Below are 19,148 nucleotides of genomic sequence, written 5' to 3' on the forward strand. Positions count from 1 at the left end.
TTATTTTGTAAAGAATTTGCTCAAATTTAGTCTTCTTTATTTTTTCTTGCTATAATATGTTGATTAAATTTTGTCTGTTTTATTTATAAAAAATTTTAAAGGGTTATTTTAAATGAGAACGCACTATAGTTCAGATATTAATGAAAAGTTAGAGAATCAAAAAGTTACAGTTTGTGGTTGGGTGCATAGACGCCGTGATCATGGTGGAGTTATTTTTTTAGATATTAGAGATAGAACTGGCTTAGTTCAGCTGGTTTTTAATCCAGATAATTCTAACTTTAGTATAGCTGATAGTGTGAGATCTGAATATGTAATCCAAGCAGAAGGTGTAGTGAGTCTAAGACCTGAGGGGCAAGAAAATAAAAACCTAGCAAGTGGTAAAATAGAGATCATTGGTGATACTATTGAAGTTATCAATAAATCTAAGACTATTCCATTTCAGTTAGATGATTTCCAAGCTACTGGTGAAGACATTAAGCTTAAGTATCGTTATATCGACTTACGTCGTCCAGAAATGCAAAATAAACTAATTACACGTTCAAAAGCTATTCGTTATGTGCGTAACTTTTTGGATGATAATGGTTTCTTAGATATAGAAACTCCATTTTTAACTAAAGCTACTCCAGAAGGTGCTAGAGATTATCTTGTACCAAGTCGTAATTTTAATGGTAGATTTTATGCTCTTCCTCAGTCACCACAACTATTTAAACAGCTTCTAATGGTATCTGGATTTGACAGATATTATCAAATTGTTAAATGTTTCCGTGATGAAGATTTAAGAGCAGATAGACAGCCAGAATTTACACAGATAGATATTGAGGCTTCATTTATTGATGAGGCTTTTATTATGTCTACTATGGAAAAAATGATCTCTGGATTATTTAAAGAGACTATAGGTGTTGAGTTTAATACTCCATTCCAAGTATTAAGCTTTGCTGATGCTATGGATAAATATGGTTCAGATAAGCCTGACCTAAGAATTCCTTTGGAGTTTGTAAATATCAAAGAGGAAATGAAAAACGAAGAATTTAAGGTTTTCTCTGGTCCAGCAAATGATCCAGAGTCTCGTGTAATAGCGATGAGAGTTCCAAATGGTAATGAGAAGTTTACTCGTAAGAATCTAGATGATTATACTAAGTTTGTAGGTATTTATGGCGCAAGAGGTCTTGCATATATTAAGATAAATTCGCTATCTGAAGGTAAAGATGGTCTTCAATCTCCAATTGTGAAAAACATTTCTGAAGAAACTTTATTTAAAGTAATCGAGAAAACTGGTGCAAAAGAAGGTGATATTTTATTCTTTGGCGCAGCAAAAGCTAAGATTGTAAATGACTCAATGGGTGCTTTAAGAGTTAAAGTAGGTGAAGATCTAGAACTATTTGATAAGCAGTGGGCTCCTTTATGGGTAGTTGATTTCCCAATGTTTGAAAAAGATGATAACCGTCTATATGCAATGCATCATCCATTTACAGCTCCTAGCGTTGAATCTGTTGAAGAGCTTACAAGCACAGATCCAGAGAAGTTGATGTCTAGAGCATATGATATGGTAATCAACGGTTATGAAGTTGGTGGAGGTTCAATCCGTATTCATAAACAAGATATACAAGCAAAAGTATTTAACTTACTTGGTATCTCTGATGAAGAAGCTCGTGAGAAGTTTGGTTTTATGCTTGATGCTTTATCTTACGGTACTCCTGTCCATGGTGGTATAGCATTTGGTGTTGATAGATTGATTATGCTATTAACAGGTACTACAAATATCCGTGATGTAATAGCATTCCCTAAAACTCAAACAGCAAGCTGCTTAATGACAGAAGCACCGTCTACAGTTTCTTTAGAGCAGCTTAATGAATTAGGTATAGCTGTTAAGAAAGAAGAGTCAAAATAAAACTAATCAATTATTAAAATAAAAAATTTCATGCAAAAAAATTCTTTAGTCATCTTTAAATCAAAACCTGCTAAGGTTGTTGATGTTTTAGATAAAAAAATAGAAATTGAGATCCTTGATGGTAAGAATATAAAGTTACCACCTAAAAATGTTCAACTACTTTTACAAAATGATAGTGATTTTGAGCTTGAAAGTCTAGAGCAATTAGGTATCTCTGAGTTAGAAATGACTTGGGAATTACTACAAGAGCAACAAAGTACGACTATAGAAGAGTTATGTGAGCTTTTATTTGAAAATGTAGGTATAGATGAGGCTTATACTGTATGGTTGCTAGTATCTCAGGGTGAATATTTTAGCTTTGATGATGATTTTAATATTGTTATTCACTCTTTAGGTGAGCGTGATGCAATTGTTAAAGAAAGGCAAGAGAAGCAAAAAAAAGAGCAAGAACTAAATGATTTTATAGAGCGAGTAAAACAAAAAAGTTATGCTCCAGAGGATGAGAAATTCTTAAAGGAGATTGCTGCTCTTGCAACACTAAAAACTCCAAATTGTCGCTTATTTAAATATCTTAATATGGAAGAGTCTGAAAATAGTGCTTATAAGCTTTTGCTAGATGTGGGCTATTGGGATGAGTTCTATAATCCATATCTATATAGATATAAAGCAGAGCTTGAAAGTAACCCCGCAGAATTTGTATATAATTCTGATTCAGATAATAATAGAGTCGACTTAACACACTTAACAGCTTATGCAATTGATGATGAGGGTAGTAATGACCCTGATGATGCAATAAGCTGGGATTCAGATAGAAATAAAATGTGGGTGCATATAGCAGATCCATCATCAAGTATAAGTTTTGGTGACGAAGTAGATCTAGAAGCAAGAGCAAGAGGCTCAAACTTATATGTTCCAGAAAAGATAGTTTCTATGCTGCCTCAGAAGGCGACTGAAGAGTTAGGGTTAGGGTTAAAAGATATCTCTCCAGCATTATCTGTAGGTTTTACAGTTAGTGAGCAAGGATATATTCAAGATATTGAAATATGCTTTAGTAAGATAAAAGTAACAAGACATTCATATGAGTTTGCAGAGGAACATATCAAAGATTTAGAGCTTGGGAATATAGTTGCTTATGCAAAATACTTTACACATAAGCGCTTGTCTCAAAAAGCTGTAGAGCTTGATTTCCCTGAAATTAAGATAAGCCTTGATGAAGATAAAAATGTTAAGTTAACAGATTTACCAAGACTAAACTCAAGGACTCTTATCAGAGATACTATGCTAATGGCAGGTGTTGCTATAGGCCAGTTTTGTATAGAGAATAATATTGCAGTGCCTTTTTCAACCCAACCTGAACATGATCTAGAGCAGGAGCATTTAGAAAGTCTTGACTCAATTGCAGATATGTTTGCTACACGTAAGAAGTTACAAAGAGGTAAGTATTCAACAACTCCTGCAAGGCATGCTGGTATGGGGTTAGATACTTATGTACAGGTTACAAGTCCACTAAGAAGATACCTAGATTTGCTTATTCACTATCAGCTTAGAAGTTTCTTAAGTCAAAAAATACTATTACAAGCAGAAGAAGTTGATAATATAATTGCTCAAGTTGATATTCCTATTCGGACAAATAGACAGACAGAACGTTTTTCTAATTCGCATTGGAAGCTAGTTTACTTATCGCAGAATCCAAACTTAGAATTTGAGGCAACTGTGATTGAAAAATTAGAAAGAGGTCGACTAATGGTTTCTATAGCAGATCTTGCAATGACTAAAAAACTTTCTGTAAGTGGAAAGTATGAGTTAAATGATATTTTTAAATTACAAAACACCTCTGTAAACCTTGTAACACAAGAGGCTTTCTTTAAGGTTATAGAAGAAAGTTAACCACATTCTAACAATAAACTCACAGTTTTATCCACAGGTTGTGAAAAATCAAAAAGAGTATTTGTTTATATTTAACTGAAGCTCTGAAAGCTTTTATTTATAATGGTTTTGGAGTGGTGAAGTTTATTTCACCAAAAAATAATCATAGACTTCTCACAGAAGTTTCATATACATATAAACATACTTATCCACAATAACTGTGAATAATTATTTTCCCCATGGAATTGCTTAGTGTGTAAGGCTTTTTGATGTCATTTATGTTTTCTAGGAGTTAATAAATGGTATAAATTAATGTATCATTTCGCATAGTATTTAGGATTTTAAGAAAAATATGAATTATGAGTTAGTTGAGCCAAAAGATAAAGCTCAGTTTTGTGTTATTTGGCTGCATGGTCTTGGTGCTGATGGACATGATTTTGTTGATATCGTAGGACATCTTGATGTGTCTGTTGAAAATATTCGTTTTATATTTCCTCATGCAGATGTAATGCCTGTGACCATAAATATGGGTATGCAAATGAGAGCTTGGTATGATATTAAGTCATTAGATGCCGACAGCTTAAATAGAGTTGTAGATGTTCAAGGTATAAATACATCAATCGAAAAACTTAATAATCTGGTAGATGGGCAAGTTAGTCAAGGTATTCCTAGTGAGAATATTATTTTAGCAGGTTTCTCACAAGGTGGTGTTATTGCAACTTACGCAACTATTTTGTCTAAGCGTAAGTTTGCAGGTTTGATGGCATTATCAACGTACTTGCCTGCTTGGGACGAGTTTAAAGATAATATTACAGAAGTAAATAAAGATGCTACAATATTGGTATGTCATGGCACTCATGATCATGTATTACCTGAAGTATTAGGCAAAGACTTATCTTCTAAGCTTAATGATAATGGCTTTAGTAATGAATATAAACATTACTCAGGTATGCAACATTCAGTGTGTATAGAAGAAATAAAAGATATATCTAACTTTATAGCAAAAGCATTTAATATATGAAAGAAATAATCATAGCTAGTAGAGATAGTAAACTAGCATTATGGCAAACAAATTTTGTCAAAGATAGACTAGAGAAAGAGTTAAATATTCCTTGTCAAATTAGCACAATGAAAACCCAAGGCGATATTATCCTTGATAAACCCCTTAATAAGATTGGCGGCAAGGCTCTTTTTATGAAAGAGTTAGAAATTGCGATGCAAAATAATAAGGCTAATATAGCTGTGCATTCTCTTAAAGATGTTCCTTATGAATTGCCAGAAGGTTTTTGTCTTGCAAGCTTTATGCCAAGAGAAGATCCTCGCGATGCATTTGTCTCAAATGACTACGGTTCTATAGATGATCTTCCACAAGGAGCTGTTGTTGGAACATCTAGCTTGCGTCGAAAGGCTCAGTTGCTTAATTATAGAAAAGATCTTGTTATAAAAGAGCTAAGAGGTAATGTCCAAACAAGATTAGCAAAATTAGATGCAGGAAATTATGATGCGATAATTTTAGCAGGCGCAGGACTTATTCGCTTAGAACTTCAAAATAGGATAAAACAATTTATCCCAACAGAGATCTCATTACCAGCTGTAGGTCAAGGTATAGTGGTTATAGAGGCTTTAGAAAAGGATAAAGAACTCTTTGAGATTCTACAAAAGCTTAGCTGTACAGATAGTCATATTGTTGCAAGTGCTGAAAGAGCCTTTAATGAAGAGCTCAAAGGTGGTTGTCATGTGGCTATAGGGGCTTATGCACAAATTATAGATAAGCAAATAACCCTTACAGCAATGGTTGCTAGTAGTAATGGTGATCGTGTTTTAAGACATACCGCTTCAGGGAAAGATCCATCTGCGCTAGGTAAACAATTAGCCCAAAAAATGATAGAATTAGGTGCATATCAAATATTAGAGAGTTAATAAATGGAAAAATTATTATTATTAGTAGGAATTGGTGGGGGTCTTGGTGCAATGTCTAGATTTGCACTAACTCAGGCAACAGCAAGTATTTCCAAGCAGATTCCATTAGGAATTTTATTTTGTAATATTATAGGTTCATTAGTCATAGGTATCTTTGCAGCTTTTTTGCTTGAAACAAAGCTTTTTAATGAAGATGTTTCAACCTATGTAAGATCCTTTTTTGTAACAGGGTTCTTAGGAGGTTTTACGACTTTCTCAAGTTTTAGTTTAGACATTCTAAACTTACTACAAAGAGGAGAGGTATTTATAGCTTTAGGGTATGTGCTTGTTAGTGTACTGGTATCCTTATTTGCTGTTATTATAGGATATTATTTTATAATAGGGCTTTATAGATGAAGAAAGTAGTTAGTTTAGCTTTTTTAGCTTTGGTTTTTGCTATATCAGGATGTATTCCTTTTGCTGGAGGAAGTGTAGCTGCACAAGATAATCTTTTTGGTGTTAATGGGGATATTCATAGCCTTGAGATGCAACAAGGCACAACAGTCCAACAACTATATAGGGCTATAAAAAAAGCTATTAAAAAACATCCAAAAGAGTTTGTTGTTAAAGCAGATTCTTATGGCGATGAGAAATCAACAGTATGGGTATTTTCAAATAAATATAATCAGCCAGTTACATTTTATGCACTTAAAAATGGAAATAATGTATATCTTGGTGTTTATCTTGAAACGGATAAAAACTCTAAAGATAAGGAAATGGATCGTATTTACTACCTAGAAGATTTAGTTTTGGATAATTTAAAATAAAAATCTATTTGTCTACCAATATTAACTGTGATTATCTTCTAAATCCCCACAAAATATCAACTATACTTATATACAGAATAAGAAATACTAATTTTGTAATTAATAAAAGCCTATATATAATCTCCCCAAGATAAATTAATACGAGCTGTCATAAGACTTCTTTAGAAATTATCATGTTGAATGTTGATTAGATCAAGGCATTTTTATGGTGAATGATTATCTAAGAGGTTAAATGCTAAACCTAATGAATATAGCATTAATTCAAATAAGGGGAATTATGAAGAAATACTCACCGATAGCAGCTTTATCATTGTTGGTATCTTGCTCAAGTAATCCTGAGATTACTAAACTTGGTCCAGGTGTTATTAAGTCTGAGCAACAAATAATAAGTAAAGAGCAGATGAGAAAGGATGAAACTAAAAAAGATGTTTTAACCGGAGCAGGAGTCGGAGCAGGTTCAGGAGCAGCTGTAGGAGCTGGTACCGGCGCAATGGCAGGAGCTATGGTAGGAGGGATGCTTGGTTTAATAGGAGGTACTATTTGTACAGTGGTTACTTTAGGACTTGGAACGGTACCATGTTTTGCTGGAACTGTAGCTGGAGGTATGGCTTTAGGGGCCGGTGTGGGAGCAGGCACAGGGGCACTAGTTGGAGCTGGTACAGGAGCATTAGTTGGAGCTGGGGGAGGTTATGTCTATGTTTCAAATAAGGACGATATTATAGGTAAATATAAGTATCAAGTCCTACAAGATGGCAAAACAACTCCTGTAACTTTTGAGCAATTCCCAGATAGAAATTATTTAGTTAATGAAAGGGTAGATCTTTATAAGAGTGAATATAAAGGTGAGAAAACTTATTTTATCAAATCATTAAATACAAAAGATGATTAAATCTATTTTTCAACTTTGAAAGTCGTACCACAGTATGGGCAAGTATTTGTCTTTTTGTCCTCAAGGTCAATATATACTCTTGGGTGTAAATTCCAGTTCTCATGGTATTTTGTTGGACAAGATACTCTTTCACCAGGTTGTACTTTAATAACTCTTTGTTCTTTTTTCATTTTTCTGATGTAAAAAATCTTATAGTGTCTAGATTTTAACAAAAATATAAAGAAATTAATAATACAAAAACAAATATAAATCACTTATACTTAAAGCGTTATGTAAAAAACAAAAGGTTTTGACATATGAAAAGGCTATATAATACAAATATGTCAGCAAAAATGTCTCGTACAAAGTGGGATATTTTAGCTTTATCAATAATACTTTTAATCCTATGTATATTTGTTTGGTCAACCTCTAACCTTGGTGGAGCCGTTGACTATACCAATCAAGCAAGTGTTGAAAAATACTCAGAAATTTCACTAAATTTGTGGATGTTGCCTTACTACACAGCAGAAACAACTATTAGGATGTTTATTGGTTTAGGAATTTCCCTGCTAATTACATTTATTTTTGGGACATGGGCTGCAAAAAGTAAGAGAGCGGAAAGTCTAATCATACCAGTTGTAGATATATTACAATCTATACCAGTATTAGGCTTTTTTGCTATAACAGTAACAGGTTTTTTAGCACTATTTCCAACTTCTTTGTGGGGAGCTCAGGCAGCTGTAATTTTTGGTATTATTACAGCACAAGCATGGAATATGATATTAAGCTTTTATCAATCACTAAAAACAGTTCCTAAAGAGTTAAATGAAGCTGCTGAAATGTACCAGCTTTCACCTTGGCAGAAGTTTTGGAAAGTAGAAGTACCATTTTCGATGCCAGGCTTAGTTTGGAATACTATGATGTCAATGTCAGCAAGCTGGTTTATGATTGTCGCATCTGAAACTATCATGGTTAATTTCAGTGCTTCTCAGTCTATACCTATAAACTTATCTGGTATTGGATCTTTTATAGATGCTGCTAATAATGCCCAAAGTTTTGGTGCTGTTGGTGCTGCTATAGTCACTATGCTAATAACGATTGTATTGTATGATCAGCTTTTATTTAGACCTTTAGTTGCATGGTCTGAGAAGTTTGTAATAGGAGACAATCCTTCAGAAGCTCATAGCAAGTCATGGTTTTTAAATATCTTACAAAAGTCTATAGCTGTAAAGTTTTTTACATCAATGTTAGCTAAGATCTCTAATAAAATAGTTAATATTAAGATATTTAAGAAAGATCTTAATAAAGCATATAATCAGAAGATTCATCGTAAGGCTGAGAAAACAGAGAGTGCGTTTAAGAGAATTTTTTGGAATGTGATTATTAGTATTGTTGTTTTGCTTTTATTGTTTTCTATGTATCAAACTATATATGCAAAAAATCCTGATATAGGTTTAGCAGAGACTTTAAAAGTTTTCATGTATGGTTTATTTACAGGTGTTAGAGTAGTTGTTTTGATACTTATAACTTCTTTAATCTGGGTTCCAATAGGTATCTGGATTGGTTTAAGGCCTAAGATTGCCCAAAAAGTCCAACCTTATGCCCAAATGGCGGCAGCTTTCCCTGTCAACGTTTTATATGGTGTGTTTGGTACACTAGTTGTAATGTTTAATTTAAACTTTGATATTTGGTGTATTTTATTAATGGCGCTTGGAACACAGTGGTATATCTTATTTAATGTTATCGCAGGAGCATCTGCTATACCTGAAGAGTTAAAATTTGCGGCTACAAATATGCAACTAAAAGGAATAACAAAACTTAAGAAGTTCTTAGTTCCAGCGGTAATGCCTTACTATGTCACAGGTGCAATTACAGCTGCAGGTGGATCTTGGAATGCTAGTATTATCAGTGAATACATAAACTGGGGTAAAGACTCTGTAATTCAAGCTTCAGGGATAGGTGATTATATTACAAAGTATACGAATATGCCTGGAGATCATACTGCTAATGTTCTTTTAGGTGTGATTGTGATGTGTATTTTAGTTGTGGCATCAAATAAGCTGTTTTGGCGCAGATTATATAACTATGCAGAAAATCGTTTTAGTATGAATATGTAGAGCATAGGGAGATTTTTTTAAAATGAGTAAGAAGATATTTACAGTAGAAAAGGTTAATAAAGAGTTTAATATTAAGGGAGGGCATTCTCTTAAGGTATTAGATAATATAAACTTTACTCTTCATGAGGGTGAGATTGTTGCTTTATTAGGTAAATCAGGGTCAGGTAAGTCAACACTATTAAGAATAATAGCCGGACTTTTAAGTCCATCAAATGGTGAAGTATTATATAGAGGTAAAAAAGTATCCGCACCAGTACCAGATATTTCAATGGTTTTCCAAAGCTTTGCCCTTATGCCGTGGCTGACAGTTATTCAAAATGTTGAGTTGGGACTTGAAGCACGTAAGATAAACCTCAAAGAGCGTAGAGAAAGAGCTCTTAAGGCTATTGATATGGTGGGTCTTGATGGTTTTGAAAATGCTTATCCAAAAGAGCTTTCTGGGGGGATGAAACAGCGTGTTGGCTTTGCAAGAGCTTTAGTTCTTGAGCCGGATGTTTTACTTATGGATGAGCCATTCTCAGCATTAGATATTTTGACAGCAGAAAACCTTAGAGAAGACTTACTCGATCTATGGGAAAATAATGATGCTATGAATGGTATCTTGTATGTAACTCATAGTATTGAAGAGGCTGTTTTAACAGCAGATCGAATAATAATTTTTGGAAGTAATCCAGGATTTATTCGTGGTGAATTAAAAATAGATATTCCTCATCCTAGAAGCTCTCAAGATCCTGTAGTTGCAAACCTTGTTGATGAGGTTTATCGTATGATGACGACAGCACAGACAAAAGAGTTATCTGAACGTATGAATAAGAAAACGGCTATGACGATCGGCTATAGGCTTCCAGATGTTGATATTTCCGAAATGAATGGTCTTTTAGATGAGATGGCAGAAATCAAAGATGTTGATGCTGTCGATCTTCCACAGCTTGCAGATGAACTGCATTTAGATATTGATGATTTATTCCCAATTATTGAGATTTTGTCTATTTTACGTTTTGCAGAGGTTTCTGATGGTGATATCAAAATGACTGCGATGGGTCGAAAATTTATTGATTCAAATATTGATGATAGAAAATTCATCTTTGGTAGATTGTTCTTAAAGTATATACCTCTTGCACGACATGTTGTTAAAGTTTTGAATGAAAGAGAAACTCAGTCAGCCCCAAGAAGTAGATTTTTAGCAGAGCTTGATGATTATTATCCAGTTGATGTTGCTGAAAGAGTATTTGATACATTTATTGATTGGGCGCGTTATGCCGAACTTATCTATTATGATGCAAATACAGGTATTATTTCACTAGATGATAATGCTGCTGAATACATCAAAAAAATGTAAGAAAGAGTTTGCTGTAAAGTATTACTAAAAATATAAATGTTAGGAATATAATAAGTCTCAGTGAGAAATAACCTATAAAGGGTTATGAGATTTATTTTTAAATTTCTAGTGATTCTCGTCGTGTATTTTTTTCTATTTAATGTTGGTAATTCTTCTGAAAATCAAAATGCTGAAACACAAATAGATATAAAAGATATACGGGTTTTACAGAAAAAGCTATCTGCATTAAAAGAAGAAATAAAAGAGGTTAAAGAATCACAATACTCTAAAACCTTTAGTTCTAGATCTGATTTTGCTACTTATGGATCAAAGGTAGTTAATCCTTCAGTGTTATCGCCAACTAAAATAAGTGTTTATGATGCTAACTATGGATCTAAACCTAACTATGTTGCGACAAGAGTAGCTAGTAATGAAACTTTTGATCAAATTTTAAAGAGAAACAGGAAAAATAAAGGAGTCTTTTTCTCAAATGGCTCAATTGATGTTGGTAAAGAACCAGCTATAACGACTCAAGGTCAGATAACTTATTTAGGATCATACTCCGGGAATAACACTATACCTATCGGACAGATATCAAGAAACCTGTTCTCTTCAACAATAATTGGTCAAAAAGATAAGTTTGGTGAATATTCGATGTTTTTTGGAGGTTATCTTGAGGCGGATGCTCAGACGTGGTTCGGTAGCCAGATAAATAGAATAGGAGGGGTTCCTAACTTTCCATCCACTGGTCAAAATATACATCTGACAACTATGGACTTATATTTTCTAGCAAATGTAGGCCATTATGTAACTGCTGTATTTGATTTTGTTACTGATGAGAATAATGATTTTGGACTTCGAAATGGCTTTGTTATTTTAGGGAACTTAGATGTTTCTCCTTTCTTTGTGACCATTGGACACCATAGAAGACTATCTTTTGGGACATATGGAGGAGGTGGTCCTTGGAGTAATGGGATCACTGCTGATTTCTTGGCTCCAGATTCAGTATCAGATGTGGCATTTAATTATAAAACTAATACTATAAATGCTAATATAGCGGTTTTTGGGACACAAGAAAATCATCCTGATTTCTCTGCTGCTATATTTTATGCTAATAAATTAACCATGGATTTATCATATGGTTTTAATTTTGGATATATATTTAATATTGCAGGCGCTGGGAATAATAGTATTAGGGATTTTCTTGATAATGTTGGAAAAAGTGATGATAATCTCGGCGTAATAAACATCGATGGGACATTAGCGTATTCAGTATTAGAAGGTATTTTACAATTTCAAAGTGGTTGGGCTACAACAGTAAATAAAGAAGATTTTAATAATGATGGAACTAATGTTAATACTGGAGCTTGGTATGTTAGCTTGGCTTATGGAATTAAGTTATATGGGCGAAATACAAACGTCAACTTTAGCTATGGTCAATCATACAATGCAGGGAATATACCAATGCCATTGTCAAATGCATCACCAACCTTCGGACTTTCTAGTTCAGGGATAAAAAATCAGTGGATTGTTTCTGCTCAGAGATCATATTTTGACAACAATGTGCTATTAGGACCAGAATACTCATATCAACGTTTATATAATAATCAACAGATGAATACATTAACGTTAGACTTATCTGTATATGTTTAAGATAAGTGTAATGAGAGTTAGTACAAGTCAATATTTCAGCTATTAAGTTTTAATAAGACCTATCAAAAAACAATATTTAGAATATATTTTATCTAGAGTAACTTATAAGTAGTTTTAATATATAGCTACTGTTGTTGTGAAATTTATTCTAATATTTCTAATGACTTTCACAATACCTATCTATGCTTTAGCTGAATCTTCTAATACTAAAGAAGCTACTTCGAAAATTGATAAAAAAGATCTCTTAGCATTACAGCAAGAGATAGCTTCATTGAAAGAGCAAATAAATCAGGTAAAAAGAACAAAGAATATAAATAAATCTAATTCAAGCTCATTATTTACCACTTATAGTTCAAAGATTGATAATACTTCAATTACAAGTGGTCACTATTTAGATCTTGCAACCAATGAACTTAAAAATACTAATGATACTGATATAGCTTCAGCAATTGCTGGAGATGGTTCTATAGAAGATACAGATAACAAAGGAGTATTTATCTCAAATGGTAAGATTGATGTAGGAGGTACACCTGCTATTACAACTCAAGGTCAAATAACCTATTTAGGATCATATTCAGGTAATAACAGTATTCCAATAGGGATGATTTCAAGTAATCTTTTTGCATCTACTATATTAGGCCAAAGAGAATCTTTTGATGATTACTCAGTATTTTTTGGAGGATATATAGAGGCAGATGCTCAAGCATGGTTTGGTAACCAAATAAGCAGAACGGCGGGGGTGTCTAATTTTCCAGGAACTGGTCAGAATATTTATTTAACAAATGCAAAACTATACTTTCTTTCAAATCTTGGACATTATGTCACGGCTCAATTTGATTTTGATACGGATGAGACAGGGAGCTTTGGTATAGGAAATGCTTTTGTAATATTTGGTAATTTAGATACTTCTCCTTTTTTTGTAACAGCAGGTAGAAGTAAGCTTTCTGTAGGTTCGTATGGTGGAGGAGGTCCATGGACAAGTGGTATTATTGATGATTTTTTATCGCCAGATAAAGTTACCAATGTATCGATAAACTATAAAAATGACGTAATTAATACTAATATAGCAGTCTTTGGTTCTGATGATAATCATGCTAACTTTTCAGCAGGGTTTTTCTATGCAGATTCATGGACACAAGATCTTTCTGTTGGTTTTAATGCAGGATATGTTTTTAATATTGCAGGAGCTGGAAATACTAGTATATCTCAATTCCTTGATAGTATCGGCAGAGCTAATGATAATGTTGGAGTCATAAATTTTGATGGGACTTTAGCATACTCTGTTTTAGGTGGTATCGCTCAGCTTCAAGGAGGTTGGTCTACAACGACTAAAGCCGAAGACTTTAATAAAGATGGTACTAGTGTAAATGCTGGAGCATGGTATCTTGGCTTGGCATATGGACTTACTTTAGGCGATAGAGATACAAACTTTAATATCACATATGGACAATCATATAATGCGGCAAATATTCCGATGGCTTTATCAAATGCATCGCCAAATTTTGGTCTTGCTAGTTCGGGGATAAAAAATCAGTGGATTGCTTCTGCACAAAGAGCATATTTTGATAATAATGTATTATTAGGTCCAGAGTATTCATATCAACGGTTATATAATAACCAACACATGAATACACTAACTTTAGATTTATCAGTATATATTTAGGCTAAGAATAAGTACGATGAGCCTTATAGATTGATAAAAAAAATAATATAAGATAATATCTTAGTTTCCTATCAAGGTATTATCTCTTTTGGGAGTTTGATTTTGCATAATAGCATAGAAGCATTTGTACACTCATCTAATTATATTATGTTAGCTTCGGGCCTAATATTGTTTTCTGCTATTGTATCTCAGTTTTTGTCATGGAAATTAAAACTGCCATCAATCCTGTTTTTGATCTTAAGTGGTATTATCTTAGGACCAGTTTCTGCACAGTTCTTTCCTGGTGATTTTAAACTAGTTGATGGAAGTGTTATTTTTGGTGAGGCACTATCTCCATTTGTATCAATATGTGTTGCTATAATCTTATTTGAAGGAAGCCTTTCATTAAATTTTAATAAAATTAAGAATATTAGTAGCATTGTGATTTTACTTATTACAGTTGGCTTAGCACTAACAATAATATTTACAGCTATTTTTTGTCATAATATATTAGGTTTAAACCCTCAGCTTTCTTTGTTAATTGGTGGCATAACCTGCGTTAGTGGTCCAACTGTAGTACCACCATTAATGCGAACTGTTAGGCCTAAAAGACACGTAGCAAATATCTTAAAATGGGAGGCAATAATTGTTGATCCAATAGGAGCATTAGTCGTTGTATTTATGCTTTCATGGTTTGTTTTAGGAAGTTCATACTATGGTGAGCCAAATGGAGTCAGTGTATTTATTGCATATATAGTATTTGTTTGTATCTTGGGAGTGACTTCGGGCTTTATTTTTGGATATTTAATTGGTTTAAGTTTTAGAAGGCACTACATTCCAGAATATCTAAAAAGCTTCTTTGTTTTAGCTGTTATTGTTGTTGGGTTTATTATTACGGATTCTCTAATGCATGGTGCAGGATTGTTGATGGTTACTGTAGCGGGTCTTGTAATGGCAAATATGAAAGATATTAGAATGTCTGATATTGTGTCATTTAAAGAAAATCTAAGTATAGTAATCATTTCTGTATTGTTTATTGTATTAGGTGCAGATATTGACTTTAGTTTATTCAAAGATTATTGGCTAGCTTTAATAGAGATATTTTTGTTTTTGCAGTTTGTTTTACGACCTGCGGTAGTTCTCTTATGCTCTATTGGTTCTAGAGTAACTTTTGCAGAAAAGATTGTTATGGGGATGATTTACCCTCGAGGAATTATTGCAGCATCTGTAGCAGCGTTAGTTGCGGTTAAGATTAGTCGTTCAAACCCTGAGTTGACATCTCAAGCTGATACTTTAGTATTTTTCGTATTTATGATAATTATATTTACAGTTATCTTTCAAAGTATTTTCACGCCATCTATTTCAAAAGCTTTAGGAGTTACAGAGCCTGAAGGTAAAGGATTCTTAATAATTGGAGGCAATAGGTTTGCTCGTGAGTTAGCAGAGATTTTTGTTAAGAATGATATTGAAGTTATTATTACAGATTCATCATGGGCAAATGTCCAAAAATGTCGCCAGCTTGGTTTAAATACATATTATGGAAGTCCCGTTTCGATTCATGCAGATTGGAGTATTAATCTAGTAGGCATTGGTTCAATGTTAGGCTTGTCAACTAGTGAGTATGTAAACGCAGTATCAGCTGTTAAATATAAACATGAATTTGGCTCTAAGAATACTTATGTTTTAAGAGCATCCCAAAAAGAAAGTTATAAAGGTATTGGAGCGATTGAAACAAACCTTGCAATGTTACTTTTTGATGAAGGTGTAGATTTTAATCTTTTGATAGATAGACTAAACCAAGGAGCTAGTATTAGAAGTACAAATATTACTCCGAACTATACGCTTGATAATTTTTTTGCTGATAACCCAGATGCAATAGCGCTATTTATCATTGATAATAATGGTTATGCACAACCATTTACTAAGAATAAGAAAATCAAATTAGACAGCTATAGTTTGATATCATTAAGAGATAATGTTAATAAAAGAAATAAGGATCAGTTGTGTCTAGATGTATAAGAAGCTTTAATGGTAAGAGTCCTGATGTTGCCGAATCTGCATACGTTGATGAATCTGCTGCTGTAATTGGAGATGTTATACTTAAGGGTGATGCATCTATTTGGCCTCAAGTTAGTGTTAGAGGTGATTTACTAACAATTACTATTGGTAAAGGTACTAATATTCAAGATTGTAGTACTTTGCACACTACAGAATACCCTAAAGATTCTGGAGAAGGTTTCCCATTAACTATCGGTGATGATGTTACAGTTGGTCATGGTGTTATATTACATGGTTGCGAAATTAAGAATAATTGCTTAATAGGTATGGGATCTATAGTTTTAGATGGAGCCATTATTGAACCTTGGGTTTTTTTAGGTGCCGGTAGCTTAGTTCCTCCAGGTAAGGTTCTTGAATCTGGCTATATGTATCTAGGATCCCCAGTAAAGAAAATCAGACCAATAAGCGATCAAGAAAGAGAAATTATACAAGAAAATGCTAAACATTATGTCAAAGTTAAAAATAGGTATAAAGCAGATATCTAAGCTTTTATTAGGTTCTTTATTTGCAAGTGCGGTAGTATCTTGTACTACTATGCAAACACAAATGGTTCCAATATCTTCGAAAAATACCTTTGAGCAGGATAAGATAAAGCCTCAGCTTCTTAAGCTTGATAATTGGCAGATAAGAGGTGTTCTAGGAATTATTTATAATGATAAGGCTGAATCCGCAAATTACATATACACCCAAGATGGTGATAAATTTAGTATTAAGCTATACGGACCTCTCGGTATAGGTAGTGTGCAGATCAAAGGAGATCCTAGTCAAGTAACTTTAGAAAATAGTAAAGGACAAAAAATACAGGCAAAAGATGCTAAATCACTTATGCTAGAGCAGTTAGGTTGGTATGTGCCTGTAGGTGGTTTAAAATACTGGGTAAAAGGTGTAGCTATTCCTAGTATCAAGTATAAGTCAAAATTAAACCAAAATAACCTTACAGAAACATTACAGCAGAATAATTGGAATATTTCATATAAGAATTATCAGTTTGTTGGTTCTAAATATCCGTTGCCATCAAGAATAAGGATGGATAGAGATAATTTAATAATAAAAATAGTTATAAAATCATGGCAGATCTAAGATATAAAGAATATAAAAGTTTTGCAAAGATTAATCTCTTTTTACACATATTGAATAAAAGAGATGATGGTTATCATAATCTACAAACATGGTTTACATTTTTAGATTTAAAAGATGATTTAAAATTTAGATTTAATGACTCATCTGAAATCAATATCTCAAGCAATGTGGCGATCTCATCAAAAACTGATAATTTAGTGTATAAAGCTATAAAAGAGTTTCAAAAAGCTTTCAAAGTTCCCAGTGTAGGCGTTGATGTTGAGTTATCAAAGCAAATACCTATGGGAGCGGGGCTTGGTGGTGGAAGCTCTAATGCCGCGACAACTCTTATGGCTATGAGAGATTTTTATATGCCTGAGTTGTCTAATCAAGATATGATGGGATTAGCTGCTAAACTTGGCGCGGATGTGCCAATATTTCTATATGGTAAATCAGCATGGGCAGAAGGGATAGGTGACAGACTATATCATAAAGATTTTAAAGAACATTATGTGTTACTAATTAAGCCAAATATTCATATAAGTACAAAAGAGTTTTTTGAAAGTGAAAAGCTTATTAAGACGACTAATTATTTATCTAAAGATCTAAGTTTTGATAAGAGATATATGCATAATGACTTTGAGAATGTTTTTTTTACAAAGTATCCTGAATTTAATAACTATCTAAAAGGCTTAGATCCTGATTTTAGAATGACTGGGACAGGGTCATGTTTTTACTTACTGTCGCAATATGAAGATAAACTACAACAACTTGCAAGAAAAATTGATAAATCTCTTGACAAATGGGTGGTTAAGACATTAAACTATGCCTACTAACTTTTAAGGTTAGTTCTTTAGTTGGGCTATCGCCAAGCGGTAAGGCAACGGGTTTTGATCCCGTCATGCGCAGGTTCGAATCCTGCTAGCCCAGCCACACAAATTCCCCAAATTTAAAACTATTTCATCAACTGACTTTTAGTTTAAAAATATATATAATTAATAGCTAACGTTGTATTAACTAATTTAAAAATTATGTCTGAAAATTATCATATTGGTACACCTGGTAAAAAATGGGGTTTACAAGAGAAACAACAGTGGCTTAATGAGCAAAGTAAAAAAAGATCATATCATGAAGAAGCTGAGAAAAAGATACTAGCATTAACTACTGAGTTTGATGTAGAGGTATATCATGAATTGGAGTACTCTGTTGGCAGCTATAAATTATATGCTCTAAGAACTAAAAATTGGGATGCTTCTAAACCATCTATATTAGTTACTGGTGGAGTTCATGGGTATGAGACAAGTGGCGTTCAAGGAGCAATTAGCTTTGCTCAGACAAGAGCTTTAGAGTTTGCTAAAGATTTCAATATAGTTATCTTACCATGTATAAGTCCATGGGGTTATGAAACAATTAACCGTTGGAATCCTAATGCCGTAGATCCAAATAGATCATTTTATCTAGATAGTGGTTGTCAAGAATCAGTTGCTGCAATGAAATATGTGTATTCTTTAAAGCAAGATTTTATAATGCATATAGATTTACATGAGACTACAGATACTGATGATAGTGAGTTTAGACCTGCTTTAGCCGCTCGTGAAGGAATATCTATAGATAAGTGGGGAATCCCAGATGGTTTCTATTTAGTAGCTAATAGTAATAGACCTCATTATGAGTTTCAGAAATATATAATTGATGCAGTAGCTAAGGTTACTCATATCGCACCAACAGATCCAGATACAACTATTCTTGGTGATGATACGATAAAAGATGGTGTTATGGCTTGTGATTCAGATAAAGAAAAACTATGTATGTCTCTATCTAATGCTGAATATACAACTACTACAGAAGTATATCCAGATAGCCCAAAAACAAATCCTCAAGAATGTATTTTGGCCCAAGTTGAAGCAATAGCTGCTGGTATCGAATATATTAAAAAGAATAAATAGGTAAAAC

Annotated in this window: 17 protein-coding genes and 1 tRNA gene; 17 read left to right on the forward strand and 1 reads right to left on the reverse strand. The window is 33.3% G+C overall.

Annotated elements, in window-relative coordinates; translation table 11 throughout:
- The first annotated feature begins 112 nt into the window (after positions 1-112).
- The 7 genes from aspS (at position 113) to FIP56_RS00640 (ending at position 7,369) form a co-directional block, all read left to right on the forward strand.
- Entirely contained in the window at positions 113-1,888 is a 1,776-nt protein-coding gene (gene aspS, locus FIP56_RS00610; protein ID WP_192577076.1) for an aspartate--tRNA ligase, read from the forward strand.
- 30 nt (positions 1,889-1,918) lie between these two features.
- Positions 1,919-3,775, forward strand: coding sequence for an RNB domain-containing ribonuclease (locus FIP56_RS00615; RefSeq protein ID WP_209451846.1), 1,857 nt, complete (start codon positions 1,919-1,921; stop codon positions 3,773-3,775).
- A 331-nt stretch (positions 3,776-4,106) separates the two neighbouring features.
- Entirely contained in the window at positions 4,107-4,775 is a 669-nt protein-coding gene (locus tag FIP56_RS00620; protein ID WP_192577077.1) for a dienelactone hydrolase family protein, read from the forward strand.
- Positions 4,772-5,674, forward strand: coding sequence for a hydroxymethylbilane synthase (gene hemC, locus FIP56_RS00625; RefSeq protein ID WP_192577078.1), 903 nt, complete (start codon positions 4,772-4,774; stop codon positions 5,672-5,674). Before FIP56_RS00620 ends, hemC begins: the two co-directional genes overlap by 4 nt.
- 3 nt (positions 5,675-5,677) lie before the next feature.
- Entirely contained in the window at positions 5,678-6,070 is a 393-nt protein-coding gene (crcB, locus tag FIP56_RS00630) for a fluoride efflux transporter CrcB (RefSeq protein ID WP_192577079.1), read from the forward strand.
- Positions 6,067-6,480: a hypothetical protein gene (locus tag FIP56_RS00635; protein ID WP_192577080.1), complete on the forward strand. Its 414-nt coding sequence runs from the start codon at positions 6,067-6,069 to the stop codon at positions 6,478-6,480. The genes crcB and FIP56_RS00635 overlap by 4 nt, the downstream gene beginning before the upstream one ends.
- A 277-nt stretch (positions 6,481-6,757) precedes the next feature.
- On the forward strand, positions 6,758-7,369 hold the full coding sequence (locus FIP56_RS00640) for a hypothetical protein (RefSeq protein WP_209451847.1): 612 nt from the start codon (positions 6,758-6,760) through the stop codon (positions 7,367-7,369).
- Positions 7,370-7,371: 2 nt separating this feature from the next.
- Here the strand turns inward: FIP56_RS00640 and FIP56_RS00645 are convergent, their stop codons facing one another.
- A complete protein-coding gene (locus tag FIP56_RS00645; protein ID WP_192577081.1) occupies positions 7,372-7,539 on the reverse strand; it encodes a zinc-finger domain-containing protein in 168 nt (55 codons plus the stop codon).
- A 126-nt stretch (positions 7,540-7,665) separates the two neighbouring features.
- Here FIP56_RS00645 and FIP56_RS00650 point away from each other — a divergent pair, with 126 nt between their 5' ends.
- From FIP56_RS00650 to FIP56_RS00695, 10 genes are all read left to right on the forward strand, one after another.
- Positions 7,666-9,465 carry an ABC transporter permease subunit gene (locus FIP56_RS00650; RefSeq protein ID WP_192577082.1) on the forward strand — a complete coding sequence of 600 codons (1,800 nt, stop codon included), beginning with the start codon at positions 7,666-7,668 and terminating at the stop codon, positions 9,463-9,465.
- Positions 9,466-9,487: 22 nt separating this feature from the next.
- Positions 9,488-10,804, forward strand: coding sequence for a nitrate/sulfonate/bicarbonate ABC transporter ATP-binding protein (locus FIP56_RS00655; RefSeq protein WP_192577083.1), 1,317 nt, complete (start codon positions 9,488-9,490; stop codon positions 10,802-10,804).
- 84 nt (positions 10,805-10,888) lie between these two features.
- Positions 10,889-12,436, forward strand: coding sequence for a DUF3573 domain-containing protein (locus FIP56_RS00660; RefSeq protein ID WP_192577084.1), 1,548 nt, complete (start codon positions 10,889-10,891; stop codon positions 12,434-12,436).
- A gap of 160 nt (positions 12,437-12,596) precedes the next feature.
- Positions 12,597-14,099, forward strand: coding sequence for a DUF3573 domain-containing protein (locus FIP56_RS00665; protein WP_192578815.1), 1,503 nt, complete (start codon positions 12,597-12,599; stop codon positions 14,097-14,099).
- Between the two features lie 102 nt (positions 14,100-14,201).
- A complete protein-coding gene (locus FIP56_RS00670; RefSeq protein ID WP_192577085.1) occupies positions 14,202-16,097 on the forward strand; it encodes a sodium:proton antiporter in 1,896 nt (631 codons plus the stop codon).
- Positions 16,082-16,621, forward strand: coding sequence for a gamma carbonic anhydrase family protein (locus tag FIP56_RS00675; RefSeq protein WP_192577086.1), 540 nt, complete (start codon positions 16,082-16,084; stop codon positions 16,619-16,621). The genes FIP56_RS00670 and FIP56_RS00675 overlap by 16 nt, the downstream gene beginning before the upstream one ends.
- A complete protein-coding gene (lolB, locus tag FIP56_RS00680; protein ID WP_192577087.1) occupies positions 16,572-17,216 on the forward strand; it encodes a lipoprotein insertase outer membrane protein LolB in 645 nt (214 codons plus the stop codon). Before FIP56_RS00675 ends, lolB begins: the two co-directional genes overlap by 50 nt.
- The gene (ispE, locus tag FIP56_RS00685; protein ID WP_192577088.1) at positions 17,204-18,031 is read left to right on the forward strand and encodes a 4-(cytidine 5'-diphospho)-2-C-methyl-D-erythritol kinase; all 828 of its coding nucleotides are present in this window, start codon (positions 17,204-17,206) and stop codon (positions 18,029-18,031) included. The genes lolB and ispE overlap by 13 nt, the downstream gene beginning before the upstream one ends.
- Before the next feature lie 22 nt (positions 18,032-18,053).
- Positions 18,054-18,128, forward strand: a tRNA-Gln gene (locus FIP56_RS00690).
- Positions 18,129-18,226: 98 nt separating this feature from the next.
- The gene (locus FIP56_RS00695) at positions 18,227-19,141 is read left to right on the forward strand and encodes a M14 family metallocarboxypeptidase (protein WP_192577089.1); all 915 of its coding nucleotides are present in this window, start codon (positions 18,227-18,229) and stop codon (positions 19,139-19,141) included.
- The last annotated feature ends 7 nt before the right edge of the window (positions 19,142-19,148 follow it).

Source organism: Francisella sp. LA112445, from assembly GCF_012224145.1.
Lineage (GTDB): Bacteria > Pseudomonadota > Gammaproteobacteria > Francisellales > Francisellaceae > Francisella.